Origin of the sequence: Kitasatospora sp. NPDC059146 (genome assembly GCF_042786665.1) — a bacterium.
In the GTDB taxonomy this organism is placed as follows: domain Bacteria; phylum Actinomycetota; class Actinomycetes; order Streptomycetales; family Streptomycetaceae; genus Kitasatospora.
On the sequence record NZ_JBHZCY010000131.1, the window covers coordinates 1 to 26,401 of the forward strand.

Below are 26,401 nucleotides of genomic sequence, written 5' to 3' on the forward strand. Positions count from 1 at the left end.
GCGCACCCCCGGTGAGGGGTGCGCCGCTCGGGCCGTTCGCCGAAGTACCGGCTCAGAACTGGGTGCTGACCGTCACCCCGCTGAAGTCGGTGGTGGCGTACAGGCTGACGTACCGGTAGCCGGCCGCCGGGTTGGTGACGGTCAGGCTCTGGGTGGTGCCCGGGTTGGTGGAGGCGGCCGTGTGGGCGCTGGGGGAGGCCCAGGTGTCGGCGTTGTAGTACAGGGCCGCCGTGCCGGTGCCGCCGGAGGTGGAGACCTTCAAGGTGCTGGTGCCGGCCGGCAGGTAGACGTAGAAGTAGTCCAGGTTCCCGGCGGTGCGGGCCTGGTTCGGCCGGGAGCAGTTCTGGCCGAGGGCGTCGGTGCGCGGGTCGGTGCAGGTCGGCAGGGTGGTGGTGCCGCCGGTGGTGACGGTGACCGAGGTCGGGGTGCTGGTGGACTTGCCGGCGCTGTCGGTCACGGTCAGGTTGACGGTGTAGGTGCCGGCGGCCGCGTAGGTGTGGACCGGGTTGCGGTCCTCGGAGCTGCTGCCGTCACCGAAGGTCCAGTGCCAGGAAGCAAGCGAGGCCTGGGAGTTGGTCTCCACGGACTTGTCGGTGAGGGTGACGGTGGCGCCGTTGACCGACTGGTCGAAGAGCGCGGTCGGGCCGTCCGCGTAGCAGGCGCCGGCGGCGCAGGCGTTCAGCCAGGTGTCGAAGTCGGCGTCGTAGGAGGTGCCGAGGCCGTTGTAGACGGCGTAGCCGCCCTGGTAGTCGCCGGTGCGGAAGTGGCCGAGCATGTTCTGGATGAAGTCCGGGTGCTTCTCGACCATGTACCGCACGGCCAGGTAGCCCCACGGGTAGGTGCGCACCGTGTCCGAGTTGTCGTAGGTGTTCTGGAAGACGGTGCTCAGCTTGTACCGGTGCGTGGCGGCCTCGGCCATCGCCTGGGTGTCGGTGGTGCCGCGGTAGGTGTACGACTCGTACTCGGCGACGCCCTCGATCCACCAGATGTCCGGGACGGAGATCTCGGTGCCGAAGTTGCCCTTCATGTCGTAGATGTTGTCGAGGTAGTGGGTGTACTCGTGGTTGAGGTTCCACACGTTGGCCGGGAAGCCGTCGATGTAGGACTTCTTGTACATCACCGACACGGGCTTGTTGTTGGGGTCGGTGACGTCCATGACGGTCTGGCCGCCGTTGTCGGTGGAGTTGTTGTAGATCGCCCAGGAGTAGGTCAGGTAGTCGTCCCGGTTGGCGAAGACGGCGAGGGTGATGCTCTTGCCGTACTGGCCGGGTATCGGGCCGTCGTCCTTGACCAGGTTGTGGAAGAAGGTGTCCTCGCCGCGCAGGCTCGCGCAGACGGTGGCCAGCTCGGCGGGGGTGAGGTCCTCGGTGCGGATGGTGCGGTTGTCGCAGACGAGGGTGTTGGGCAGCACGGCGGCGGTGAGCTTGCCGGGGAGGTCGCAGGTGCCGTAGGTGGAGCACTGCGTGCTGTCGTACTGGTTGGCGTTGTACGCGGTGTACACGTACAGCGGGCCGGTGCTGCCGGTGACCGGGGTGCTGTCGAGGAGCTGCTTGACCAGCGGGCGGGTGAAGGCCGCGACGGAGCCGCCGTCGCCGGCGGTGCGGGCGAGGTCGTTGCCGGCGTTGACGTCGAGGAACTGGTTGGCGGTGCCGAGCAGGTCCTTGTGCTTCTGCGCGAAGTTCGCCAGCGCGGTGATCACGCTCGGGTCGGCGCCGATCGCGCTGACGTAGTCCGGGTTCCAGTTGGCCCGCCACAACGGCGCGTACAGCACGGCGTTGACGGCCTTCACCATCTTCGGGAAGGCGTTGTAGCCGTTGTCGTAGCCGTTCAGGACCTGCTGGTAGACCTTCAGGTACTGGCCCTGGATGTTGGCGCTGTCGGTGAGGACCAGCACCTCGTTGAGCACGGTGCCGTTGGCGTCGCTGACGTCCTTCCAGTGCGAGCCCGCGAAGAATGCGTCGAGGCCGCCCTTGACGGCGCCGGTGAGCGAGGCGTCGTAGGGCCCGACGGTGCCCGCGTTGTTGGACTGGACGTAGTAGCCGGCCCGCAGGAAGAGCACCAGCTGCAGGAGGTTGGCGGAGTTGTCGCCGGAGTAGTTCGCGGCCTGGGCCTTGAAGGCGTTGGCGACGGCGAGCATCTGCGACTGCTTGAAGACGGCGGCCGCGTCGCTGCCGGTGACGTTGAACAGCGTGCTGACGCAGTCCGTGGTCGAGGCCTGGACGAAGGAGACCAGGCCGGCGCCGCTGCGGCTGCCGAAGTCCGAGGGCGCGCAGCCGGCCGCGGCGGGCGCCTGGGCGGTCAGCGCGTGCTGGGCCGCGGCGGCGGACTTCGGCTGCGGGGCGGTCCGGACGGCCGTGCCGGTCGGCTGGAGGGCCTGGCCGAGCTGGTCCGCCGGGAGCGGGGCGGCCGTGCGGCCGAGCTGCTCGGAGGCGGACGGGGCGGCCGTCTCGGCGCCGAACGGCTTCGGCGCGGCCGGGGCCCGGCCCGGGACCGCCGAGGTCGAGGCGGGGGCCGCAGCGGCGACCGGCGCCGGGGAGGCGGCGAGGGCCGGGGTCGGGAGCAGGGTGGCGGGGCCGGCGAGAGCGGCGGCCACCAGGAGCGGAAGGGATTGGCGCAGACGCACTGCGGTGTCCTTGTCCTGAGGTGGGGGAGGTGACGCGGCGTCGGCCACGAGGCTGAGGGGGAGTTGACGTGTGACCTGTCACCGGAATCAGGGTCAGAACAATGTCACAGGTTATATGTCATCGCAAGGGTCCTCGCAGGGCCTCGCGAACCGCCCCCGTCGGCCGTTCCACCGGCTCCTGTGCTTCGCGTCCGAAGCTCGGGTGCACGAATCAAAGTGACATGTCACACCCTATTGATTGTGGTGCGGCAACCGTGGCACGGTGCCAGGCGACGGCCTCGGCAGCAGCTGCCCGAGGCCCACCCCCACACCCCCCAGCAAGGAGTGACGATGCGTCACCGACTCCGGCTACCCCGTGCGCTCGCGGTGCTCGCCGCCGCGAGCACCGCCCTCACCGGCCTCGCCGCCGCCCCGAGCCTCGCCGCCCCCACGGCGCAGGCCGGTGCCCAGGCGAGTCCCGCCGCCGCTCAGGCCCCCGGGCAGGCCACCCGTTCCACCCACCCCGACGGGACGCCCCCCACCGGCACCGCCTTCGGTCTCGACACCCACGCCCAGACCCAGGCCGGCCGCCTCGCCCCCGCCCAACTCCCGCCCCGCTCACCGCAGTCGGCAGCGCCCAAGGCCCCGGCTCCCAAGCTCGCCAAGGCCCTGGCCGCCACCTCCTGCACCCCCGCCGACTTCAGCGGCCGGAGCGGCTCCGACCTGGTGGCCTTCATCCAGGGCTCGTCCGTCGACTGCATCAGCTCGCTCTTCCGCCTCACCGGCGGCGACGCCCACGGGGTGTTCCAGCAGAGCCAGATGCTCGCGGTCGCCAACGGGCTCAGGAGCGCCGCCGCCTCGTACACCGGTGACAACTCCACCGGCATCTACCAGCTGGGCTACTTCCTCCAGGCCGGCTACTACGTGCAGTACTACCGCCCGGGCGACGTCGGCAGCTACGACGCGACGCTCACCGGCGCCGTCCAGGCCGCGCTGGACGCCCTGGTGGCGAGCCCGCACTTCCTGGACGTCAACGACGGCAACGGCCAGGTCGCGGGCCAGGCGATGATCCTCACCGACAGCGCCAACCTCCAGGCCCACTACCTCGGCACCTACCAGCGGGTGCTGAACGCGTACACCAGCTCGTGGGACGCGTCCTGGTACATGGTGAACTTCGCCAACAGCGTGTACACCCCGATCTTCCGCGGCCACCAGAACGCCGACTACGTCGCGGCCGTCACCGCCGACCCGGGCATCATCAACACCCTCGACCGCTTCGCGCTCGACCACCGGAGCATGCTCGGCGGCACCAACTCCTTCCTGGCCTCCAACGCGGGCCTGGAGACGGCCCGGTACATCGAGCACCCCGCCCTGGTCGGCACCGTCCGCCCGCTGATCAAGGGCCTGATGGACGTCTCCTCGATCACCGGCCCCACCGCGTCGCTCTGGGTCGGCGTCGCCGGCATGGCCGCCTTCTACGACAAGGCGAACTGCTCCTACTACGGCGTCTGCAACCTGCCGGACCAGCTCAAGGCCGCCGCCCTGCCGGTCAGCCACACCTGCGACGCCACCCACACCCTCCTGGCGCAGAGCCTCACCGCCGCCGACCTGGCCGCCGTCTGCGCCAGCCTGCAGAACCAGGACCCGTTCTTCCACAAGCTGGTCAAGGACAGCGGCCCGATCGCCGGCCAGTACGAGAACTCGCTGCAGATGGTGGTGTTCGCCTCCCCGCAGGACTACCAGACCTACGCGGGCGGCATCTACGGCGTCAGCACCAACAACGGCGGCATCACCCTGATCGGCGACCCGACCGCCCCCGGCAACCAGCCGATCTCGCTGACCTACCAGAACGGCGACGACGGCTTCACCGCGGGCGTCTGGAACCTCAACCACGAGTACACCCACGCCCTCGACGGCCGCCTCGACATGAAGGGCGACTTCAACCAGCAGATATCCGTACCGGACGTCTGGTGGATCGAGGGCGTCGCCGAGTACGTGTCCTACAGCTACCGGAACGTCACCGACACCGGGGCGATGGCCGAGGCGCCCAAGCACACCTACGCGCTCAGCACGCTCTTCCAGAACACCTACGACAACAGCGACACCACCCGCACCTACCCGTGGGGCTACCTGGCCGTCCGCTTCATGGCCGAGAAGCACCCGGACGTCATCCAGAACATGCTGGGCCACTTCCGCACCGGTGACTACACCGGCGGCTACGCGACCTACAACTCGATCGGCACCGCCTACGACGCCGAGTTCAACTCCTGGCTGGACGCCTGCGCCGCCGGCGCCTGCGAGGTCGGCGGCGCCCCGACCGCCGCGTTCAGCGCCGCCCCGACCGGCCTGGCCGTCCAGTTCACCGACCAGTCGACCGAGTCCGGCGGCTCCATCGCCTCCTGGGCCTGGAACTTCGGCGACGGCGCCACCTCCACCAGCCGCAACCCCGCCCACAGCTACACCGCGGCCGGCAGCTACGACGTCAGCCTCACGGTGACCGACGGCAACGGGAAGACCAACACCGTCACCCAGTCCGTCACCGTCGGCAGCCTCAGCGGCTGCACCGCCGCCGACGCCCGGGTGCTGGACAAGAACTGCTCCCGCACCAACCAGTCCGCCACCGCCGGCAACCTGGCCTACTACTACATCTACCTGCCGGCCGGCACCACCACGCTGAAGGTGTCCAGCTCCGGCGGCACCGGCACCGCGTACCTGCTCTACAACCCCGACACCTGGGCCACCCCGAGCGCCTACACCACCGGCTCGACCACCAACGGCACCACCAACCAGAGCCTGACCGTCACCAACACCACGGCCGGCTACCGCTACATCAGCCTCTACGCCCAGACCGATTTCAGCGGGGTGACCATCACCACCCAGTACTGACCCGCACTCCGCACGGTGGCCCGGAGCACCCGCTCCGGGCCACCGCCCGTCAACTGCCGCGCCTGAGCAGCCGGTCGAACAGTCCGCGCCGGGGCCCGGGCGACGGGGCGAGGTCGTGCGCGTCGGAGGGGAGGCCGAGCCGGGCGCGGGCCCCGCGGCGCTCGGCGCGGATCCGATGGACGGCGCGCTCCCGGGCGGCGTGGTCCCAGCCGCCGTGTTCCTGGGCGCCGTGGTCCCGGCCGGCCGGCGGGTCGGCGGCCTCCGGGAGCAGCAGGTCGAGCGCGGTGGTCCAGTGCCGGACGGCCCGTTCGTCCTGCCCGGCCCCGGCCAAGTGGTCGGCGAGGTCCTCGAAGGCGTACCAGTCACCGGAGCCGCGGGCGTACGCCTCGGCGGCGGTGAAGGCGTCCCGGGCTTCCTCGCCGCGGCCCGCGGTGTGGAGGGTGAAGGCGTACAGCGCCGGCATCCGGTCCAGCCCGGGGTCGTCCTCGGCGGCGAGGCCCCCGGTGCGGGCCGCCGCCACCTCGTCGAGCAGGGCCAACGCCCGGGCGCAGGACCCCGCGTCGGTCCAGTACACCGCCGCGTCGACGAGCGCATCGAGCCGCTCACCGCCGCTCGCGGTGGCGGCGAACGCCTCGGACTCCTCGGCGCACTCCGCGGAGGTGTAGGTCAGCGGGCCGAACGGTCTCTTCACGGTGGTCCTTCGCGGGCGGGGCGGGGCAGCGGCCGCCATGATCCCGCAGGCCGCCCGGACGCCGTCCACCGGGAGGGGCTTCGGTCGGCCCTCCCGCTGTGCCCGGAGCCCGGAGCCCGGAGCCCGACGCCCGTCCCCGACCCGGTGGACGGGGGCGGGGACGGGCGTGCAGGTGGAGGCGGTGGGGACCGGTCGGGTCAGGAGGTACGGCGGACGTACGGCTCCCAGAGCACCTTGATCGACCGCGTCGGCCCGGTGTCGCCGGAACGCCGCTGCGCCTCGGTGCCGAACGGCGGGGCACCGGACTGGAGTCTGGCCGGCTGGTTGGTGATCGCCGTCCACCCCGGGTTGCCGGTCACGCAGTCCACCGGGGTGCTGCCGTCCGCGGTCGCGAACCGGCAGAAGGTCCGGTACACCGTGCCGTCGGTGGTGATGGTCTCCACGGAGATCTGGTTGCCGTGGTCCGACACGGCCACACCGCAGGCGGGGGCGGCCCCCAGCGGGAGCGCGGGCGGGGTCGACCAGGTGGTCAGGTCGGCGTTCGGGCCGTTGAGCGGCGCGCTGCCGACCTGGACGGTGCCGTTCTTGACCACGCCGGTGTAGAGCACCATGCCGTGGGTGACGGTGTCGATGGACATGCACGGGCCGGTCGGGCCGGTGGCCCCGGTGTTGCCGGTGGCTCCGGTCGGCCCGGTCGGCCCGGTCGGTCCGGTCGGTCCGGTCGGTCCGGTGTTGCCGGTGGCCCCGGTGGGGCCTGTCGGTCCGGTCGGCCCGGTGGCGCCGGTGTTGCCGGTGGGTCCCGTCGGTCCGGTCGGTCCCGTGGGTCCGGTGCTGCCCGTGGCACCGGTCGGTCCGGTCGGCCCGGTGGCCCCGGTGTTGCCCGCAGCCCCCGTCGGTCCCGTCGGCCCGGTGGCGCCCGTGGCGCCGGTGTTGCCGGTGGCTCCCGTCGGCCCCGTCGGCCCCGTCGGCCCCGTCGGTCCGGTAGGTCCGGTCGGACCCGTCGGCCCGGTGACGCCCTCGCCCGCAGGGCCGGTCGGTCCGGTCGGGCCGGTCGGGCCGGTTTCGCCCGCAGGACCAGTCGGGCCGGTGGGTCCGGTCGGCCCCACGCACCCGATCAGGTGGCCGTGATGGCCGTCGTGGCCCCCGTCTCCGTGCTCCTCGCCGTTGCCGTCGCCGTCGCCGCGGAGGGACCGACCCGGGCCGGACTGCTGCAATGCCGGCGCGTGGACGCCGTCACCCGTCTGCCGGCCGCCCTCGGGCGTCGGCTCGCCCCCCTCCTGAGGCTGCTCCTCGCCCCACACCTCCTGCTGGCCCGGCGGACAGTGCTCCTCGCCGTGGTCGCCGTGCTTCTGCTGGCTCGGCTGCGGGAGGTAGCTGTGGATCCCGGCGGCGAACGTGGTGCCGCTGGTCGACATGATGGCCGTGATGAGCAGCGCGGCACCCGCCGCGCGTTGTTTGCGGCGGTGCGGCACCGCCGGTCTCGGGATCCGTGATCCGCGTGATGACACCCGGTACTCCTCACTCGTCGGGGACGGCGGGACGATGCGGCCCGCCCGGTGTCCGCCATTGATCCGGGCGGCGCAGTCGCTTCCGGCGTCGACGGGACCGGAATGTCATCAACGCGGCGCACTGCGATCACCCGGACGGCCCGAACCCGTTGGCCTGACCCGTGTGGGAGCACGGGGGACGAACGGGCCCGAAATAGCATCACCACCGCGATGCGCGTCCCGGTGCGTGCCCGACCGGGCCCGCCGCCCTCCCGCCCACTCCGAGAGGCCGTTGTGACCCGATCCGACGCTTCCCGTTCCGGTGCAGCCCCGTCCCGGGCGCCCGGCCGGAGGCCCACCGTCTGCCTGTGCATGATCGTCAAGGACGAGGCGGCGGTCATCGAGCGCTGTCTCGCCTCGGTCCGCGGCCTGGTCGACACCTGGGTGATCTCCGACACCGGGTCCACCGACGGGACCCAGGAGCTGATCCGCCGTGCGCTGGCCGGGATCCCCGGCGAGCTGCACGAGGAGCCCTGGACGGACTTCGGCCACAACCGGACGCTCAACATCCGGCACGCCCGCGGCAAGGCCGACTACCTGCTGCTGATCGACGCCGACATGGTGGTGCGGCAGGAAGGGCCGCTCCCCGAGCTGACCGCCGACTCCTACCTGGTGCGCCACGCCGCCGACCTGGAGTACCGGATCAAGCGGCTGGTGCGCGGCACCGTCGACTGGCGTTACGAGGGGGCGACCCACGAGTACCTGACGACGGACCAGCCGGACCGCTCGGCCGAGCTCGACGCGCTGGTCATCGAGCACTTCGCGGACGGCGGCTCCCGGTCCGACAAGTTCGAACGCGACGCCCGGCTGCTGCGGGCGGACCTGGAGCGCGACCCCGGCAACTCCCGCGCGGTCTTCTACCTCGCCCAGACCATGCGCGACCTCGGACGCACCGCCGAGGCGATCGAGCTGTACCGGCGGCGGGCCGGGATGGGCGGCTGGCCGGAGGAGGTCTACTACGCGCTGCTCCAGGTCGGCGTGCTGACCGCGGAGACCGGCGGTGACTGGCCGTCCGCCATGGACGCGCTGCTGCGCGCCTGGGAGAGCCGCCCGGGGCGCCTGGAGGCCTGCTACCAACTCGCGTCCCGGCTGCGCCGGATGGGCCGCTACCAGGCCGCGCACGCGTTCGCCCGGGCGGGGCTGGACCGCGGCCTGCCGAACGACTGGCTGTTCACCGAGCCCTGGGTGTACCGCTGGGGGCTGCTCTTCGAGTACTCGATCACCGCGTACTGGGTCGGTGACGCGCGGGGCTCGCTGGCCGCCTGCGACCGGCTGCTCGCGATCGCCGAGCTGCCCCGCCCCTACCGCGAACAGACCCTGGCCAACCGGAGGTTCGCGGAGCAGGCGGTGTCGGCGTCCGCTCCGGGGGTGCTCAGCCGGTCCGGGTGAGCAGCACGTAGCCGTCCACGTCGGCGACGTCGCGGTAGCCGTGCGCGCGGTGCCAGTTCAGCCGGTTCCGCTCGATCTCGGGCGTCAGCGGCCAGCGCTTGTTCCACGGCGTCCAGGTGTCCACCAGGATCCACTCCGGGTCGGGCCGGCTGGGTTCCCAGCCGAACAGGCCGACGGTGGTGCGGTCGGTGAGCTGGGGCACCAGCAGCGTGGAGGCCTGGACGGTGGCGCCGTCCGGGATGCGGTCGATCAGCCGGTGGGCGACGGCGAGCCGGGGGTCGCTCCGCCAGGTGGCCGGCTGGACCAGCTGCCAGAACGGGAACTGCGGCAGCAGCAGCAGGCAGACCGCCGCCGTGCCCAGCAGGTGGCGCCGTACGCTGCCCGGCCGCGCCCGCCGGGCGGCCAGGGCCTCGACGAGGGCGGCGAAGACGATCGGCATCAGCACCAGCGAGTAGTGGTAGCCCGTGCCCCAGTGGAACGCGTTGGTCGAGAGGAAGCGCCACACCAGCGTCGGCACCGCGACCCAGGCCAACGAGGACCGCAGCGCCAGGAACACCGTGACGGCCAGCACGAACAGCAGCGTCGTCGCCTTGGCCTCGGGGGTGATCAGACCGATCGTCCCCTTGTACAGCAGGCCCGCCACGAGGGTGTCCGCACCGCCCGGACCGCCGCCCGAGCCGTCCCCCCGGCCGCTCACGTACGACCAGTAGGCGAAGTCCCCGCCCGGGTTGAAGGCCGGCAGCACCACCAGCACGGCGAGCAGCGACCCGGCCACCCCGGCGGCGGCCGTGCCGAGCCCCAGCCGCCGGCCGCCCCGCCGGGCGATCAGCAGGCCGATCACCGCCACCGTCAGCCCGAGGTCCTCCTTCACCAGCAGCAGCGGCAGCGCCCAGCAGGCCGCGGCGCGCAGCCGGCCCTCGGCGAGCGCGGCCAGCGAGAAGGCCAGCAGCGGGACGGCGAAGGCCACCTCGTGGAAGTCGAAGCCGATCGCGCTGGCGACCCCCCAGGACAGGCCGTAGCAGAGCCCGACCACCGCGGCGGGCCCCGAGCCCAGCCTGCGCCGGGCCCAGAGGACCAGCGGCACCGTGCCGACGGCGACCAGGGCGGCCTGCACCACGAGCAGCGTCACGGGGGTGCGCCAGACCCAGTAGAACGGGGCGACCAGGGCCAGCACGGGGGAGAAGTGGTCCCCCAGCACGGGGAAGCCGGGCGCCTTCAACTCGGAGACGGGCAGGTGCCCGTCCGCGTAGGAGCGGACCACCTGCTCGAAGATGCCCAGGTCGTAGCTGTTGGAGAGCATCCGTTCGTGGATCCGCACGGACAGCGTCGTGTAGACGGCGAAGAGCGCTCCCGCCAGCCCCCAGACCCACCACGCGCTGCCGACGACCGGCGGCAGCAGGTACGGGCGGGTGGCCCGCTCCCCGGGGCCGGACTGCCGCGGCGGACGGTCCACGGTGCTGTCGGTGAGAGGCGCCTGCATGATCACACCTTCCGGAGGCCGCTGCCGAAACCGCTCCCGGTGCACCGCGGACGACGCACCGCGAGCGGCGCACCGGCAGCGGCGCACCGGGAGCGCCGCCCAACAAGATGTCAGCAACGCTTCGGCACCGGCGGGGAAGGGCTGTCACGCGCAGCGCAGAATCAACCGATCGGCCGCAGGCGCCGCGTCGGCCCGGCTGGTCCGCCCGCCCGCGCACACCCTTCCGGGCCCCGGGCCGACGTCAGTCGCGGTACCGGTCCACCAGGTGGCCGTACCCGCCCGCCGTCCAGACCCGGCGCCGGAACTCCGGGAGGGTGACCGCGCCCGCACCCTGTCCGGCGGTGGGCGGGAAGTGGGCGGTCCCGCAGCGGGCGCAGTACCAGGCCGTGGCCCACAGCCGCTCGGCCTGCGGGCGGCCGGCGAGTTCGCGGCTGCTCCTGGCCCAGAGCAGCGCGGCCGTGGCGAACAGCGCGACCGCGAGGCAGAACGCGATCCCGGAGAACAGGTAGAAGGAGTCGGATCCGGAGGAGTCCGAGAGGTGGGCGAGGGAGGATCCGGCGAGCATCTTGGCGCTGGAGTCCTCGTACCTGCTCTGCGAATCGGCGACGAAGTACAGGAACCCCGCCGCGAACAGGGCGGGGACGCCGAGGACGGCCGGGACGCGCTCGGGGCGCTTCTCCGGGGCGGGCGCCAGGGCCCGGGCGAGCGGGCTGGTGACCTCCCGGGTGCCGGTCCGGAGCTTGCCGTCGTTGTCCCGGGAGTGGACGGTGACCGTCTTCCGGCCCGCGAGGTGGACGGCCGGAACACTGCGGACCTGGTCGGTCCGGGCGCAGCCGGGGCAGGTCTGCGGGGCGGACGGCGCGGGTGCGGCGTCCCGTGGTTCGATCATGGTTCCCCCCAGTGGTGTCGTCCGGCCGGTGGGCCGTTCGTATCCGCTGGGACGTGCCGGGCCGGGGGGCGGTTGCGGCTCGCCTCCCGGAGGTCGTGGAACCTCCGGCCGGCCCACTGGACCCGCCGCTCGGCCCGGCTGTGCCGACCGGCCGTGCTACCCGGCCGTCGGCGGGGTCCAGCCGAGGGCCGGCCCGAGGCGGGTGGCGAGGTCGGTGAGGATCTGGGTGTAGTCCTCGGGCTCGAAGTCGAACGGGAGCGCGAAGGCGACCTCGTCCACCTCCCGGAAGCCGGCGTGGGCGTGCAGGCGTTCGGCGAGTTCGGCCGAGCTGCCGACCAGGTCGGGGGCGAAGAGCAGCCGGTTCGGGCCCTGCGGGGTGAGGGTGCGTGGGGTGCGGGAGAGCGCGTAGGCCTGGTACCTGGCGCGCTGTTCGGGGGTGGCGCCGTCGGTGGGGACGACCACCAGGCCCTGGGAGACCCGGGCGCGCTCGCCGTCGGGGTGGTGGGCCCGGAAGGCGCGGATCTGCTCGGCCTGGATGGCGGCGAAGTCCGGTGCGTCGTCGCCGGGTTCGGGCTTGACCACGCTGCTGGTCAGCAGGTTGAGCCCCTGTTCGCCGGCCCAGCGGGCCGAGCGCAGGCTGCCCGCGCCGTACCAGAGCCGGTCGGCGAGGCCGGGGGAGTGCGGCTGGACCCGGCGTGAGTACACCTCGATGCCCTCGGTGCCGGCGAAGTCGGAGGCGTCCTCGCCGCGGACCAGGGAGAGGAAGCGTTCGGCGCGGGTGGGGGAGAAGTCCTCGTGCTCCCCGGTGTCGGGGTAGAGCGCGCCGCGCACGTGCTCGTAGTGGACGGGCGGGCCGACGCTGAACCCTGGGTTGAGCCGGCCGCCGGAGAGCAGGTCGACCGTGGCGAGGTCCTCGGCGAGCCGCAGCGGGTTCTCCCAGCCCAGCGGGGTGACGGCGGTGCCGAGCTGGATGCGGCTGGTGCGCTGGGTGGCGGCGGCGAGGACCGCGACCGGGGAGGAGATCCCGAACTGGAGGTGGCGGTGGCGCAGCCAGGCGCTGTCGAAGCCGAGCCGTTCGCCGAGGGTGATCAGGTCGAGGGTGGACTCGTGGCCCCGGCGCGGGTCCGCCTCGTCGAAGAGGCCGATGGTGAGGAAGCCGAGTTTCCGCAGCGGGCGGGGGGAGGGCGGCATGGTGGCGGCTCCGCGGGGGTCTTGCGGCCCCGGAGGGCCGGACGGGTGGTGCCCGTCGACCGTACGCAGACCGCGCGCGGTGCCACAAGATCGGCGCGGGATCCGGACAACGGGCCGTAACGCGGGGCAATGCGGGGCAACACGGCGCAACGGGCACCGGTGCGTCGCGGGACGGGCGCCCATCCGCTGCCGGGTGGGCGCCCGTTCCGGCCGCGCGCCGGTCAGCAGCTGCGCAGCTCCGGGCTCTGGTTGCGGATCTGGTTGTGCAGCGAGGTGAACTCGCGGTACGCCGCGCTGTCCTCGGAGCCGGGCCGGAAGGCGCCGACGCGGTGGCAGTTGACGAAGGCGAGCTTCACGCCGAAGTGCTCCTCCAGGCTGCCGCGGATGGCGTTGCTGGCCAGGGCGCGCAGCAGCTGGGCCCGCTGCTCGTCGCTGGGGGTGGTGTTGTCGGTGGTGAACTCGGCCTCGCCGTCGGAGAGTTCGGTGCTGAGTCCGGCGACGACCTGGTAGGCGTACGGGAGCGAGGCGCGGACGGTGTCGAGGAAGTCGGCCTGGTCGACGCGGCCGTCGCGGGCCTGGTCGAGCAGGGCGGGGGAGACGTCGAGCGACATGGGGGTCCTCTTTCGCGGGGGCGCGCCCGGGGCGCGCACGGGGAAATGGTTAACGAAGATGAAAACCATGTGCGCTAAGGACTGTCCTGGACGCCCCGACGCCCTGTCAAGTACCGCCCCCCGAAGGGCTGACGTCCGGTGCCGCCGGGGCCGGCCGCACCTTGATGACGAACACCGCGATGACGACGGCCAGCGCCGCGAAGACCAGGCCCATCTGGAAGGCGCTGGTGATGCCGTGCACCAGGACGTTCGAGGAGTACGGCGCCGGGAGCGTGCCGGTCGCCCTGAGCCGGAGGGCCTGCTGCGGGGTGGCCTCCCGCAGGAACGCCCCGACCTGCTGCCGGGCCTCGTTGCGGCTGGCGGTGCCGTACACCGTGACCAGGATCGACAGGCCGAGCGAACCGCCCACCTGCTGCATGGCGTTGAGGCTGCCGGTGGCCGCCCCGGTCTCGTGCGGGGCCACGTGCGAGACGACGGTGAGCATCGCCGGGACGAAGATCGAGCCCATCCCGAAGCCGAACAGCAGCGTCGGTCCGAGGATCCCGCCGACGTAGGTGCTGTGGATGTCGATCCGGGTCGCCCAGAACACCCCGCTGAGGACCAGCACCGACCCGGCGACCAGGAACGGCTTCGGGCCCCACCGGATCTGGTTGCGCGCCGCGAACTGGGCGGCGCCGACGATGGCCACGCTGATCGGCAGGAAGGCGAACCCGGCCCGCAGCGGGCTGAATCCGAGGATCTCCTGCACGAACAGGGTGATGAAGAAGAAGATGCTGAACATCGTCGCGGCCACGCACAGCATCAGCCCGTACGCACCGGAGCGGTTGCGGTCGCGCAGCAGGTGCAGCGGGGTGATCGGCTGCGGGACCCGCCGCTCGTTGACGACGAACGCGGACAGCAGCACCACCGCGAGGGCGAAGGAGGTGAGGGTGACGGCGTCCGTCCAGCCGTGGTCGGAGGCCCGGATGAAGCCGTACACCAGGGAGACCATGCCCGCCGTGGCGGTGAAGGCGCCGGGCAGGTCGAAGCGCCCGGGGTGGCGTTCCGACTCGTTGATGTAGAGCGGCGCCAGCAGCGCGATCGCGATGCCGATCGGCACATTGACGAACAGCACCCACCGCCAGGACAGCCAGGAGGTCAGCATGCCGCCCAGCAGCAGGCCCACTGCCCCGCCCGCCCCGGCGACGGCCGAGTAGACGCCGAAGGCCCGGTTGCGCTCCGGGCCCTCCTTGAAGTTGGTGGCGATCAGCGCCAGCGCGGTGGGCGACGCTATCGCCCCGCCCACGCCCTGCAACGCCCGGGCCGCCAGCAGCCAGGACGAGGACTGGGCGACGCCGCCGAGCAGCGAGGCGAAGCTGAACACCAGCACGCCGACGATGAACACCCGCCGGCGCCCGAGGATGTCGCCCGCGCGCCCGCCGAGGAGCAGCAGCCCGCCGAAGGTCAGCGTGTAGGCGTTGATCACCCAGGACAGGTTGGTCGTGGAGAAGCTCAGGGCCTGCTGGATGTGCGGCAGGGCGATGTTCACGATCGTGATGTCCAGGACCACCATCAGCTGGGTGGCCGCGATGACGGTGAGGGCTATCCCCGGGTGCTGGCCGCGTCGTGCGGACGCGGGAGGGGCGAGCGCCAGGGAGCGCGAGGTTGCCATGGCAGGGTCCCCCAATGGCGTGGGGTCGAACGACGATGGGTGAACGGAGTCCGTTCGCTACCACCGACCGTAGCCCCGGGGAGATAGGGAACACAACCGTTCATTACCGACAACCGTCTGTTTTCGGACGGTGGCGGGTGGTGGCGGACGGTGGCGGGTGGTGGCGCGCGGTGGCGCCGATGCGGGGTCTCCACCGCGCGGCCCTCGGGGCTCGGTCGGCGGCTACGACACCTTCGCGCCGCCCAGGACCGCGGCCGCGAACGCCGCGGTCAGCCGGTGCCATGCGCGTGCGCCACGCACCATCGTGTGGCCGCCCCGGGCCATGGGAACGGCCTCGACGACGGCCCCCGCGGCAGCGGCCCGACGGGCGAACTCCCAGGCCAGGGCGGCCGAGGTGACGCGGTCCGCCCCGTCGTGCAGGACGAGCACCCGCCGGCCGTTCAACTGGCCCACCGGATCGCCGGGCGGGCACCACGGGGCCAGCGCGACCACCCCGGCCACCGAGGGGCGGCCGGCGGCGGCCAGGGCGGCCCTGGCCCCCATGGAGTGGCCGACCAGCAGCAGCGGAGCCCCCGGAGCGAGGCCCTCCAGCTCGACCAGCGCGGAGCGTGCGTCGGTCACGGGATCGGCGCGGGACCCGTTCCAGCCGCGGTGGCGGTAGCGAACGGACGCGACGACGGCACGCGGGAGGGCGCGGCGCAGGGCCCGGGCGAACAGCACCATCCGCAGGGCCGGCAGGTTCACGCGACGGGGCGGTGCGAGGCCGTCCGCGCGGCCGCCCGGCAGCAGGAGCACCCCGGCGTGGGGCACGGCAGGCCGGTGGTGGATCCGTAGGTGCTCCCAGGAGCGCGGCATGGGACCTCCCGTTCGCCGCCGAGGAGGTGTCGGTGCACCGGGTATTCGGTGCTCCGCACCGTTCCGGATGGCCCTCGGGCACCGCGGACCCGGGGAGGGAGTGCCCGGATCCAATCCGTTCGGCCACCGGGCTCCGAAGAGAGGCCGGGATGATCCGGTGGCTCGGGAGGGCGGCCGATGGCGCACCCCCGCGCCCGGCGGGCCACTACGGCCCGCGGCGCGGCCCGTACTCGACAGGAAGCCGGTGAGCGGGATGCGAGGAGAGGCAGCGGCGGAAGTGGTCGTGGTCGGCGCGGGCCTGGCCGGCCTGGCCTGCGCGCTGGACCTGACCGAGGCCGGACGGGACGTCCTGGTCGTGGAGGCCGCCGACGAGGTGGGCGGACGGATGCGCACCCACGTGGTCCGGGGCTTCCGCCTCGACCGCGGTTTCCAGGTGTTCAACACCGCCTACCCGCAGGTCAGGCGGCGACTGGAGCTGGGCGCGCTGGGGCTGCGCCCGTTCACCCCCGGGTTCCTGCTGGCCGACGCCCGGGGCGCGCGCCGGGTGGTCGATCCGACCAGGCGCCCGGGCCAGGCCGGCGACCTGCTGCCCGGCAGGCTGCTGCCGCTGCGCGACCTGGCCGCACTGGCGCTGCTGGGGGCGGGGGACGCGGCGCTGCCCGCCGCCCTGCTCAAGCGCCTGCCGGAGACCGGCACCGGCCGCGCGCTGCGCCGGGCCGGGGTGTCGGGGCGCACCGTCGACGAGGTGCTCGGCCCGTTCCTGGCCGGGGTGTTCCTGGAGGAGGGGCTGGCGACCTCCAGCCGGCTGTTCCACCTGGTGTGGCGCAGCATGCTGCGCGGGAGCCTGTGCCTGCCGCAGGACGGAATCGGGGCAGTGCCACGGCAGTTGGCGGCCCGGCTGCCGACGGCCCGACTGGTGTGCGGCACCCGGGTGGAACGGGTGACGGCGGGCGGGGTGGCGCTCGCGGGCGGCCCGGTCCTGCGGACCCGCGCGGTCGTGGTGGCGACCGGGATGGCGCAGGCCACCCGGCTGCTGCCGGGCCTGGAAGTGCCGGCGGCGCGGGCGGTGACGACCTTCTACCACGCGGCGCCGGTCAGCCCCCTGCCCGAGCCGACGCTGGTCGTGGACGCGGACCGGCAGGTGCTGAACACGGTGGTGCTGTCGGAGGTCGTCCCCGGCTGCTCACCGGACGGGCGGGCGCTGGTGTCGACCTCGGTCCTGGGAACGGACGCGGACGAGCGGGCGGCCCGGGTCCGGGCCGGTGCGCTGTACCGGGCGGACACCTCGGCCTGGGAGCAGCTGGAGGAGTACCGGATCGCCGAGGCGCTGCCGGCCGGGCCCGCGCCGCTCCGGCTCAGCCGGACCACCCGGTTCGCGCCGGGGCGCTACGTGTGCGGCGACCACCGGGCCACCGGCTCGGTGCAGGGGGCACTCGCCTCGGGCGCCCGGGCGGCCCGGGAGGTGCTGGCCGACCTGGCCGGACCGGGAACCCGGCCGGCATGAACGACCGGCGCGCATGGCGGGTCGCGGTCGACCCGGGCCTGGTCGTCCAGCGCACCTGCGACCACCTGGACGGGCTCCGGGAGGCCCCCGCCAACCCCGTCCCGGGCTGCGAGGAGTGCCTGCGCGCCGGCCGGACCTGGGTGCACCTACGGGCCTGTCTGAGCTGCGGACACGTCGGCTGCTGCGACAGCTCACCGGGGCAGCACGCCCACCACCACGCCCGCACCACCGGCGGCCACCACATCGCCCGTTCCCTCCAGCCCGGCGACGACTGGGCCTGGTGCTACACCGACGAGGTGTTCCTGCACCCCGCCCGCCCCGCCCGCCCCGACGGGCCGCCGCCGGGCGCTGCCCGCTGCGGAAGGACCGGTGGTGATCGGATCGGTGGTGATCGGTCCACCGTCGGCCCACCCCCGGAGGTGGGTCCGGGAGGGATGATCGAGGCTCGGGGCATGGGATCGATCATTGTGCTCTTCGAGCTGGAATCCGACGGGGCCATCGGGGCGGAGGGTGTCGAACCCGCCGTGTTCGCGGTGCACGCCGCCGGGGCCGATCCCGATGTTCCGGAGGACCCGCAGCCGTACACGCTGTGCGGGGTGGAGACCGGACCGATGGAGCACGCGCACTACCGGCCGGCCCGGCCCGGGGATCCCTGGTACCCGCCCGTGCTCGCCGACCGGCGGTGCCAGGAGTGCGAGCGGGCCCTGCGCACGCTGTGATCGGGGCCCGGCGACCGGGGCGCTGCGAGGGCGTGGCGGTGCGAGCTCTCAGGTGGCCAGGCCTGCCAGTACCTCGGCGCCCGGGAGCTGGGCCAGGGCCCGACCGGGGAGGATGAGCTTGCCCCGGCGTCGGCCGCTGCCGATCAGGACGGCGTCGGCTGCGGCCACCGCCTCGTCGATGAGCAGCGGCCAGGTGCCGGGCAGGCCGACGGGGGTGATGCCGCCGTACTCCATGCCGGTCAGGTCGACCGCGGTGTCCATCGGGGCGAACGACGCCTTCCGCGCGCCCAGGTGGGTGCGGACGGCCTTGTTCACGTCCACCCGGGTGGTGGCGAGGGCGAGGCAGGCAGCCAGGGTGACCTCCCCGCCGCGTTTGGCCGCGACCACCACGCAGTTCGCGGAGAGCTCCGGCGGTACCGCGTAGAACTCGCAGAACACCGCGGTGTCCGCCTTCTCGGGGTCGGTGTCCACGTACAGCACGGACTCGGCTGCGGCCCGAGCGTCCCAGTTCTCGAGGGCGTCGGCCACGGGGGCGGCGAGCTGCTCGCGGACCTCCAGCGCCGGGAGGACGGCCGTGAAGTTTCCGAAGGGAGGGTGCACCGGATCGCTCATGGGGGGACTGTAGCGCGGGCGGCGGCGGGCGCCGCCGGGTAACCCCGCCCCTGCTCCGGTCCACCGACGGCCCGGTCGAGCGCCGGGGCGGCCCGTCGGTGGCATCCTGACGGGATGCGCCAACGGGTGCCGAGATCAGCGGGTGCCGTGAACAGGGAGGATCCAGTGCGCCTGAACCGACCGTCGCCGCCCGCCGCCCCGGGCGGCTGAGGTGCCCCGTCGCGGCCGGGCCGAACCGCCCGTCCGTACCTGGTGGCAGCTGGCGCGGCTGGTGGCCCGGAGCGTGTGGGAACAGGGCCGTACGGTCGAACTGCTCCAGCGCTCGATGGCCTTCGCCGCGCTGTTCTTCGTGACCCTCGTCCCGCTGCTGATCGTCATCGCCGCCGCCTTCCCGGCGCGCGGCACCGGGATCGCCGAGTGGATCACGGACGGCCTGGGCCTGTCCGGCCAGGGCGCCGCCGCCGTGCACCGGCTCTTCGTCTCCCGGGGCCAGGTGCTCAGCACCACCACGGGTTTCGGCCTCGCCGCGCTGGCCGTCTTCGGGGTCTCGCTGATGGCCGCGATCCAAGGGGTCTACGAACGCATCTGGGAGCTCGACCGCGGGCCGTGGCACACCGTCTGGCGCCAGACCCTCGGGCTGGCCGCACTGACCGGCTACATCGTGGTCGCCGCCCTGAGCGGCACGCCGTGGCGCCACTCGGCCGTCCAGCCGACCGTCCGGATCGCCGCGACGACCATCGGCGGCATCCTGCTGTTCTGGTGGCTCCAGCGGCTGCTGCTCGCCGGACGCGTCCCGGCCAGGGACCTGCTGCCGGGCGCCGTCGCCACCATGGTGGCGCTGGCCGGGCTCCGGCTCTTCTCCCGGCTGGTCTTCGCGCCCCTGCTGGTGTCCAACGCCGTCTCCTACGGGACGGTGGGCACCGTGCTGATCGTCCAGTCCTGGCTCATCGGCGTCGGCTACACCGTGTACGCCGGCGCGCTGGCCGGCCGCGTCCTGGTCCAGGCCCGTCGCACGCCGTAGCGCGGCGCGGGACCGCCGCCTTCCCGGTCTAGTCTCAGGAAAGTTGACGCTCCTCGACTTCGGGAGGACGGCCCATGGCAGCCGTGCACGTGACCGTGTGGGACGACCGGGTCGGCGGCGACCGGCCCTCGGGGGCCCCGGGCGACGCCCCCGCCGTGTTCGTCCACACCATCTTCACCTGGGGCAGCGACCCCGCCTACGGGTTCGCCGGGCAGCGGCCCCTCGCGGTCGGCCGGCGGCTCCTCCTGATGGACCGCCGGGGCTACGGCGACAGCCCGGACACCGCGCGCAGCGACTTCGAGGTCGACGCCGGGGACATCGTGGAGGTGCTCGGCGGCCGGGACGGGGCCACGGGGCCCGGCGGTGCCCACCTGGTGGCGCACGGGAACGGCGCGGTCGCCGCGCTGATCGCCGCCGCGCGCCGACCCGACCTGGTTCGCTCCCTCGCCCTGATCCAGCCCTCCGCCTTCACCGCCGCCGCGCACCACCCGGTCGTCGCGGAACTCCTCGACCGGGTGCGCGACGCCGCCCCGGGCATCCCGGAGGGCGTCACGCCGGAGCAGTACCTGCGGGCGTCCACGGAGGGGCTGGGGATGGCGATGCCCGAGCCCACGCCGCGCCGACTGCGTGCCGTCGCCACCTCGATGGGGGAGCGGCCCGTCTGGGAGGCGGAGATCCCGCTCGCGGCGCTCCGGGGCGGGGCTCTGCCCGTCCTGGTGATCTGCGGGACGTGGGAGCACGCCCCGGCCGCGTACCGCGAGCACGTGGGGCTGCCCCTGATGGCCGTGGCCGACGCCCTCACGGCCTCCCTCGGGGGCCGGCTCCTGCGGGTTCCCGGCTACTACCCGCACACCCAGGAGCCCGCGGCCGTCAACGCCGCCCTGCGGGAGTTCCGGGGCCGCTGACGGGGTCCGGCCCGGGGGCGTGAGGGAAGGTCACCACCGGTAGCGCCGGTGCCGCCGTCGGCCGTCTGCCCGGCCTGCCCGAGGTGACGGCGAAGCCGTGGACGGCCCTTCGGGACGGCGGACCGCCGCCGACCAATCCGGGCGGCAGCCGGCTCCGAACAACGGGTGCAGACCACCGACAGGGCCGCAGGTGCGCGCCCTGGGCAGAGAGGGGCCCTCGTGACGACGGTCGACACCACCTCCGGACGGTTCCGGGTGACGCGGGGCGGGCCGCCCGGGCGGCGGGTGGCGGTGGTGGGGGCCGGTGTCGCCGGGCTCACGGCCGCGTACGAGCTGTCGCGCTCCGGGGTGGAGGTGGATCTCTTCGAGGCCGACGAGCGGCTCGGCGGCCACGCCCACACCCAGCGCGCCACCAGGCCGGACGGCAGTGAACTGGCCCTGGACACCGGCTTCCTGGTGCACAACGAGCGCACGTACCCGCACCTGGTCCGGATGTTCGCCGAACTCGGTGTCCGCACCCAGGACAGCGAGATGAGCATGTCCGTGCACTGCGACGGCTGCGGCCTGGAGTACGCCGGTGCGCGCGGGCCGGCCGGGCTGTTCGCCCGCCCCGACGCCGTGGTGCGCGGCCGGTACCTGCGGATGCTCGCCGAGGTGCCGCGCTTCCACCGGCTCGCCCGCCGGCTCCTCGCCGACCCGGCGGCGGGCGACCCGAGCCTGCGGGAGTTCCTCGCCGCCGGGCGGTTCGCGCCGTACTTCGTCAACCACTTCACGACCCCGCTGGTCTCCGCCGTGTGGTCCTGCGCCCCCGACCTGGCGGGCGACTACCCGGCCCGGTACCTGTTCGCCTTCCTCGACAACCACGGCCTGCTCGGGGTGACCGGCTCGCCGACCTGGCGCACCGTCGTCGGCGGCTCCCGCAGCTACGTCGAGCGGATCGCCGAGCGGCTCGGCGCCGTCCACCGCTCCGCCCCCGTCCGGCTGGTGCGCCGGCACCCGGACGGCGTCACCGTGGTCTCCGGGAACGGGCGCCGCACCGAGGCCGACGCCGTGGTCGTCGCCACCCACGCCGACCAGGCCCTGCAACTCCTCGCCGACCCGACCGACGCCGAACTGGAGGTCCTCGGCGCCTTCGGCTACTCGCGCAACCCCACCGTGCTGCACCGCGACCCCTCCGTGCTGCCCCGGGCCCGTTCGGCGCGCGGATCGTGGAACTACCGGATGCCGCACTGCGCCGCCCCCGCCGACCGGGTGCGGGTCAGCTACCACCTCAACCGGCTGCTGCGCCTGGACACCGCCGAGGACTACCTGGTCACCCTCAACGAGGACCGGCAGCACCCGATCCCGGAGGAACTGGTCGTCTCCCGCACCGTCTACGAGCACCCGGTGTACACCGCCCGGACCGTCGCCGCCCAGCGCCGGCTGCCCGAACTCACCACCGGCCGCACCGCGTTCGCCGGCGCCTACCACGGCTGGGGCTTCCACGAGGACGGCTGCCGCTCCGGCGTCGAGGCGGCCCGGGCCCTGTTGGGGGCGGTCGCGCCGTGAACCCCCTCCCCGGCCCCTGGGGCGCCGTGCTCTACGAGACCCGGACCACCCACGTCCGCGCCGCACCCCGACGGGTCTTCCGCCACCGCGGCTACCTCTGGCTGGTCGACCCGGACCACCTGCCGCCGATCCCGTGGCCGCTGCGCCCGCTGGCCGCCTTCCGGGCCCGCGACCACGCGGTCGACCGCACGGAACGGGACCTGACGATACGTCAGGACCTGGAACACTTCCTGGCCGGCCACGGCGTACGGCTCGGCGACGGCCGCGTCCTGATGCTGACCCAGGCCCGCTCCCTCGGGCACGTGTTCAACCCGCTGACCGTCTACTGGTGCCACGACCCGCAGGGCCGGGTGCGCTGCGCCGTCGCCGAGGTGCACAACACCTACGGCGGCCGGCACCGCTACCTGCTCCACCCGGACGCGGCCGGCCGGGCCGGGACGCCCAAGGAGTTCCACGTCTCCCCGTTCTTCCCGGTCGACGGCCACTACCGGATGTCCCTGCCCCCGCCGGGCGAGCGCCTCGACCTCACCGTCCGGCTCGACCGGCCGGACGGCCACGCGTTCACCGCCACCGTGCACGGCACCGCCCGCCCGGCCGGCCCCCGCACCCTGCTGCGGGCGGCGCTCCGGCACCCGTTCGCGACCTGGGCCGTCAGCCTGCACATCCGCTACCAGGGCATCCGGCTGTGGCTGCGCGGCCTGCCCGTCCACCCGGACCCGGCCACGGAAGAGGTGCCCACCGCATGACCAGCACCACCCCGACCCCGACGAGCACCACCCCGCCCGGCACCACTGCCCGGCCGACCCCCGTCGTCGACCCCGCCCGCTGGCCGGACGTCGTCCGGGTGCCGCACGCCCCGCTGCGCGCCGCGGTCGCCGCACGCGTGCTGCGCCGGGCCGCCTCCCGGCAGGGCATCCGGATCGAACTGCCGGGCACGAAGGACGAGTTCGAGCCAGCCACCGGAGTCCCGGTGCTGCGTCTGCACCACCCGAGGGCCTTCCTGCACCGCCTCGGCACCGGCGGCCTGATCGGCTTCGGCGAGTCCTACCAGGCCGGTGACTGGGACAGCCCCGACCCCGTCGCGCTGCTCACCGCGCTGGCCGCCGCCCCCGAAGCCCTGGTGCCCAGGGGCACCCGGTGGCTGCGCCGGTTCTACGTCCGGCGCCCGCCCCGTGCGGAGCTGTCCACCCCCGGCAACGCCCGGCGCAACATCCACCGCCACTACGACCTCTCCAACGAGCTGTTCGCGCTCTTCCTCGACCCGACCATGACCTACTCCGCCGCCCTCTTCCCCGACGCTCCCGAGGCCCCGGGCGCCCGGCCGACCGCGACCAGGGAAGGCCTGCCCGCCGCGCAGCACCGCAAGATCGACCGGCTGCTCGACCTCGCCGCCGTCGGCCCCGGCACCCGGCTGCTGGAGATCGGCACCGGCTGGGGCGAACTCGCCGTCCGCGCCGCCGCCCGCGGCGCCCGGGTGGTCAGCCTCACCCTCTCCGAGGAGCAACTCGCGCTCGCCCGCCGCCGGATCGCCGACGCCGGACAGGCCGACCGGGCCGAGGTCCGGCTCTGCGACTACCGCTCGGCCCGGGGCCGGTACGACGCCGTGGTCAGCGTGGAGATGATCGAGGCCGTCGGCCGCCCGTTCTGGCCCGAGTACTTCGCCACCCTCGACCGGGTCCTCGCCCCCGGCGGCCGGATCGCCCTCCAGGCCATCACCATGCCCCACGACCGGATGCTCGCCAGCAGCCGCACCTACACCTGGATCCTCAAGTACGTGTTCCCCGGCGGCCAGATCCCCTCGCTGCGGGCGATCACCGACACCGCCGCCCGCACCGGACTCCGGGTGGACCGCGCCGACGCGTACGGCCCGCACTACGCCGAGACCCTGCGGCTGTGGCGCGAGCGCTTCACCGAACGGTGGCCGGAGGTCGCCGCCCTCGGCTTCGACGAGGTGTTCCGCCGCACCTGGGAGCTCTACCTCGGCTACTCCGAAGCCGGCTTCCGCACCGGCTACCTGAACGTGCACCAGCTGCTGCTGACCCGCGACGGCGGCACCGTGCCGGGCCCGTACGGGGCGCGGGCGTGAACGCCGCGGCCTTCGGCCTCAACCTCGCCGTCACCGCCGGTGTCGCCCTCGCCGTCATGCTCGCCGCCTTCGTCGTCGGCCTGCGCTCCGGGCGGTACCGGGGCGTGGACGTCGCCTGGGGCCTGGCCTTCGCCGCGATCGCGCTGACCGGCCTGGCGCTGTCCGCCGGGCACGGCGACACCGGGCGCCGACTGCTGGTCACCGTCCTCGTCACGGTGTGGGGCGTACGGCTCTCCGTCCACCTGTGGTGGCGCGCCCGGGGCGCCCCCGAGGACCCGCGCTACGCCCGGATGCTCGCCCGCGCACCGGCCGGCCCGGCCCGCACCCGGTACGCGCTGCGCATCGTCTTCCTGCTCCAGGCGGCCATCGTCTGGTTCGTCTCGCTGCCCGTCCAGGCCGCCCAGTACCTGCCCGGCCCGCCCGGGGCGCTCGCCTGGGCGGGCGCGGCGGTGTGGGCGGTCGGACTCGGCTTCGAGGCCGTCGGGGACCGGCAGTTGGCACGGTTCAAGGCCGACCCCGGCAACCGGGGCCGGATCATGGACCGCGGCCTGTGGCGCTACACCCGCCACCCCAACTACTTCGGCGACGCCTGCGTCTGGTGGGGCCTCTTCCTGCTCGGCGCCGACACCCCGACCGGCTGGGCGTTCGTGCTCAGCCCGCTGCTGATGACGTACCTGCTGGCCTTCGGCAGCGGAAAGCCCATGCTGGAACGGCACTTGGGGGCCGACCGCCCCGGCTGGGCCGAGTACACCGCCCGCACCAGCGGCTTCCTCCCGCTGCCGCCGCGCCGTCGTCGGTAGCTTCCGTCGCCCGTAGTCCCCGCAGGCCATGGCCGTCGTCCGCCCCGAAATCCCGGTGCGCCCCGGCCGCCGTCGCCGGTACCGTCCCCGGGTGACCCGTCGAACCCCGCCGCGCCCGCTGAACGTCGAAGAGCTGTTCCCCGAAGTCGTGCCCCTGCGCCGCGAGGCCGTGCGGCTGCACCCGCGCGCGGGCCGGCCGGCGCCGGGGGACAGCTCGGTCGGCGGTCCGCTGCTCTGGCCGGCGGAGGAACCGTGGCGGGAGTGCCCGCGCCATCCGGGCTCGCCCATGGTCGCGGTCGTCCAGCTCCACCGCGCCGACCTGCCGGACCTGGTGCCGTTCCCGGAGGGGCGGGACCTGCTCCAGCTGCTCTGGTGCCCGCTGCGGCACGAAGGCCAGTGGGTCGTCCCGTTGCTCCACTGGCGGACCGCCGGGGAGGTGGGCGAGGTGCGGCCGACCCCGGAGGCGCCGGCCGACGCGCCGTACGGATACGTGCCGAGGCCGTGCGTCGTGCACCCGGAGCTGGTCGCCGAGTACCCGAGCTGGGACCTGTCGGACGAGCTCTGGGACGCCCTGGAACCCCGCTTCGCGCAGGTGGACCAGGAGACGGGCTGGGACTACCAGTACCACCTGTCCACCGCGCCGGGGATCAAGCTGGGCGGCTACCCGGGCTGGAGCCAGGACGCGCAGTGGCCGGACTGCCCGGGCTGCGGAACGGCGATGGACCACCTGCTCACGGTGGAGAGCACCGAGGAGCACGGCCCCGGGCAGGCCTGGACGCCGGTCGAGGACCGCGACCACCGCTGGGAGGGCGCGGGACTCAGCCTCGGCGACCTGGGCGGGGTGTACGTGTTCGAGTGCCGCACCTGCCCGGGCCGCCCGTTCACCCACCGCTACGACAGCTGAACCCGCCCCAGCTGAACCCGTGCGCGGCTGAACCCGTCCGCAGCCGAACCGGCCCGCCGGTGTCGGCGGGCCCGTCCGGTGGGCCGTCAGTCCCGGGCCACCCGCAGGGCCCAGAGCACCAGGGGCACCTGGAGCGGCACCCGGGCGACGGCCGCCGCCCGCAGCGGGGCGGGCCGGGTGCGCCAGTCGCGGGCCATCCGCACGTTCGCCGGGAGCACCGCCGTGAACAGGGCGGCCGCGGCCAGGGCCCCGGCGCGCCGGGTGCGGGGGTGGGCGACGGCCGCGCCGACGGCGAGCTCGGCCAGTCCGCTGAGGTGGGTCCAGTCCCGCGGGCGGCCCGGCAGGGCGCGCGGGACGATCGCGTCGAAGGGGCGCGGCACGGCGAAGTGCGCCACCCCGGCGCCCAGCAGGAGGCTGCTCAGCAGACGGGCGGATCGGTCGGCGGACATGCTGCTCCCGGGGAGTGCGAGTCGGTGGCGCCGCGGTCGGCCGACCGGGGTTACCGGATGG

Annotated in this window: 23 protein-coding genes; 12 read left to right on the plus strand and 11 right to left on the minus strand. The window is 74.0% G+C overall.

Going from position 1 to position 26,401, the window contains the following annotated elements:
- Positions 1-52: 52 nt before the first annotated feature.
- Positions 53-2,623: a collagenase gene (locus ACFXPX_RS36090; protein WP_380644562.1), complete on the minus strand. Its 2,571-nt coding sequence runs from the start codon at positions 2,621-2,623 to the stop codon at positions 53-55.
- A gap of 330 nt (positions 2,624-2,953) precedes the next feature.
- Between ACFXPX_RS36090 and ACFXPX_RS36095 the strand changes: the two genes are divergently transcribed.
- Positions 2,954-5,488: a collagenase gene (locus ACFXPX_RS36095; RefSeq protein WP_380644563.1), complete on the plus strand. Its 2,535-nt coding sequence runs from the start codon at positions 2,954-2,956 to the stop codon at positions 5,486-5,488.
- A 49-nt stretch (positions 5,489-5,537) separates the two neighbouring features.
- Here ACFXPX_RS36095 and ACFXPX_RS36100 read toward each other — a convergent pair whose 3' ends face one another.
- Positions 5,538-6,179, minus strand: coding sequence for a hypothetical protein (locus tag ACFXPX_RS36100; RefSeq protein WP_380644564.1), 642 nt, complete (start codon positions 6,177-6,179; stop codon positions 5,538-5,540).
- Between the two features lie 197 nt (positions 6,180-6,376).
- Complete coding sequence (locus tag ACFXPX_RS36105) at positions 6,377-6,817, minus strand: hypothetical protein (protein WP_380644565.1); 441 nt, start codon at positions 6,815-6,817, stop codon at positions 6,377-6,379.
- Between the two features lie 489 nt (positions 6,818-7,306).
- Here ACFXPX_RS36105 and ACFXPX_RS36110 point away from each other — a divergent pair, with 489 nt between their 5' ends.
- Together ACFXPX_RS36110 and ACFXPX_RS36115 are read left to right on the plus strand one after the other, a co-directional pair.
- Positions 7,307-7,672 carry a hypothetical protein gene (locus ACFXPX_RS36110; RefSeq protein ID WP_380644566.1) on the plus strand — a complete coding sequence of 122 codons (366 nt, stop codon included), beginning with the start codon at positions 7,307-7,309 and terminating at the stop codon, positions 7,670-7,672.
- 366 nt (positions 7,673-8,038) lie between these two features.
- Positions 8,039-9,115, plus strand: a complete 1,077-nt coding sequence (locus ACFXPX_RS36115) for a glycosyltransferase (RefSeq protein WP_380644567.1) — start codon at positions 8,039-8,041, stop codon at positions 9,113-9,115.
- On the opposite strand, the gene ACFXPX_RS36120 is transcribed toward ACFXPX_RS36115, so the two are convergent.
- The 6 genes from ACFXPX_RS36120 to ACFXPX_RS36145 form a co-directional block, all read right to left on the minus strand.
- Positions 9,099-10,595 (minus strand): DUF2079 domain-containing protein, encoded by a 1,497-nt coding sequence (locus tag ACFXPX_RS36120; RefSeq protein ID WP_380644568.1) that lies wholly within the window; start codon positions 10,593-10,595, stop codon positions 9,099-9,101. The two genes, ACFXPX_RS36115 and ACFXPX_RS36120, sit on opposite strands and share 17 nt — an antisense overlap.
- A gap of 241 nt (positions 10,596-10,836) precedes the next feature.
- Entirely contained in the window at positions 10,837-11,484 is a 648-nt protein-coding gene (locus ACFXPX_RS36125; RefSeq protein ID WP_380644569.1) for a hypothetical protein, read from the minus strand.
- A gap of 156 nt (positions 11,485-11,640) precedes the next feature.
- Positions 11,641-12,675, minus strand: a complete 1,035-nt coding sequence (locus tag ACFXPX_RS36130; RefSeq protein ID WP_380530278.1) for an LLM class flavin-dependent oxidoreductase — start codon at positions 12,673-12,675, stop codon at positions 11,641-11,643.
- Between the two features lie 221 nt (positions 12,676-12,896).
- Entirely contained in the window at positions 12,897-13,286 is a 390-nt protein-coding gene (locus ACFXPX_RS36135) for an SCO5389 family protein (RefSeq protein ID WP_380407015.1), read from the minus strand.
- Between the two features lie 106 nt (positions 13,287-13,392).
- Positions 13,393-14,937 (minus strand): MFS transporter, encoded by a 1,545-nt coding sequence (locus ACFXPX_RS36140; RefSeq protein WP_380591921.1) that lies wholly within the window; start codon positions 14,935-14,937, stop codon positions 13,393-13,395.
- 222 nt (positions 14,938-15,159) lie between these two features.
- A complete protein-coding gene (locus tag ACFXPX_RS36145; protein WP_380530271.1) occupies positions 15,160-15,792 on the minus strand; it encodes an alpha/beta hydrolase in 633 nt (210 codons plus the stop codon).
- A 253-nt stretch (positions 15,793-16,045) separates the two neighbouring features.
- Between ACFXPX_RS36145 and ACFXPX_RS36150 the strand changes: the two genes are divergently transcribed.
- Together ACFXPX_RS36150 and ACFXPX_RS36155 are read left to right on the plus strand one after the other, a co-directional pair.
- On the plus strand, positions 16,046-17,296 hold the full coding sequence (locus ACFXPX_RS36150; RefSeq protein ID WP_380644570.1) for an NAD(P)/FAD-dependent oxidoreductase: 1,251 nt from the start codon (positions 16,046-16,048) through the stop codon (positions 17,294-17,296).
- The gene (locus ACFXPX_RS36155; RefSeq protein ID WP_380644571.1) at positions 17,293-18,015 is read left to right on the plus strand and encodes a UBP-type zinc finger domain-containing protein; all 723 of its coding nucleotides are present in this window, start codon (positions 17,293-17,295) and stop codon (positions 18,013-18,015) included. The genes ACFXPX_RS36150 and ACFXPX_RS36155 overlap by 4 nt, the downstream gene beginning before the upstream one ends.
- A 48-nt stretch (positions 18,016-18,063) precedes the next feature.
- Here ACFXPX_RS36155 and ACFXPX_RS36160 read toward each other — a convergent pair whose 3' ends face one another.
- Positions 18,064-18,627, minus strand: coding sequence for a YbaK/EbsC family protein (locus tag ACFXPX_RS36160; protein ID WP_380644572.1), 564 nt, complete (start codon positions 18,625-18,627; stop codon positions 18,064-18,066).
- 211 nt (positions 18,628-18,838) lie between these two features.
- On the opposite strand from ACFXPX_RS36160, the gene ACFXPX_RS36165 reads away from it, so the two are divergent.
- The 7 genes from ACFXPX_RS36165 to ACFXPX_RS36195 all read left to right on the plus strand — a co-directional run bounded on the left by ACFXPX_RS36165 (position 18,839) and on the right by ACFXPX_RS36195 (position 25,891).
- A complete protein-coding gene (locus ACFXPX_RS36165; RefSeq protein WP_380530261.1) occupies positions 18,839-19,648 on the plus strand; it encodes a YhjD/YihY/BrkB family envelope integrity protein in 810 nt (269 codons plus the stop codon).
- Positions 19,649-19,722: 74 nt separating this feature from the next.
- On the plus strand, positions 19,723-20,553 hold the full coding sequence (locus tag ACFXPX_RS36170) for an alpha/beta fold hydrolase (protein WP_380644573.1): 831 nt from the start codon (positions 19,723-19,725) through the stop codon (positions 20,551-20,553).
- Between the two features lie 219 nt (positions 20,554-20,772).
- Positions 20,773-22,101 carry an NAD(P)/FAD-dependent oxidoreductase gene (locus ACFXPX_RS36175; protein ID WP_380644574.1) on the plus strand — a complete coding sequence of 443 codons (1,329 nt, stop codon included), beginning with the start codon at positions 20,773-20,775 and terminating at the stop codon, positions 22,099-22,101.
- Positions 22,098-22,847: a DUF1365 domain-containing protein gene (locus ACFXPX_RS36180; RefSeq protein WP_380530252.1), complete on the plus strand. Its 750-nt coding sequence runs from the start codon at positions 22,098-22,100 to the stop codon at positions 22,845-22,847. The genes ACFXPX_RS36175 and ACFXPX_RS36180 overlap by 4 nt, the downstream gene beginning before the upstream one ends.
- Positions 22,844-24,187 carry a class I SAM-dependent methyltransferase gene (locus ACFXPX_RS36185; RefSeq protein WP_380644575.1) on the plus strand — a complete coding sequence of 448 codons (1,344 nt, stop codon included), beginning with the start codon at positions 22,844-22,846 and terminating at the stop codon, positions 24,185-24,187. The genes ACFXPX_RS36180 and ACFXPX_RS36185 overlap by 4 nt, the downstream gene beginning before the upstream one ends.
- A 56-nt stretch (positions 24,188-24,243) precedes the next feature.
- Positions 24,244-24,987: a DUF1295 domain-containing protein gene (locus ACFXPX_RS36190; RefSeq protein WP_380644577.1), complete on the plus strand. Its 744-nt coding sequence runs from the start codon at positions 24,244-24,246 to the stop codon at positions 24,985-24,987.
- A 91-nt stretch (positions 24,988-25,078) separates the two neighbouring features.
- Positions 25,079-25,891: a DUF1963 domain-containing protein gene (locus tag ACFXPX_RS36195; protein ID WP_380644576.1), complete on the plus strand. Its 813-nt coding sequence runs from the start codon at positions 25,079-25,081 to the stop codon at positions 25,889-25,891.
- A gap of 86 nt (positions 25,892-25,977) precedes the next feature.
- Here ACFXPX_RS36195 and ACFXPX_RS36200 read toward each other — a convergent pair whose 3' ends face one another.
- On the minus strand, positions 25,978-26,340 hold the full coding sequence (locus tag ACFXPX_RS36200) for a hypothetical protein (RefSeq protein WP_380644578.1): 363 nt from the start codon (positions 26,338-26,340) through the stop codon (positions 25,978-25,980).
- Positions 26,341-26,401 lie beyond the last annotated feature (61 nt).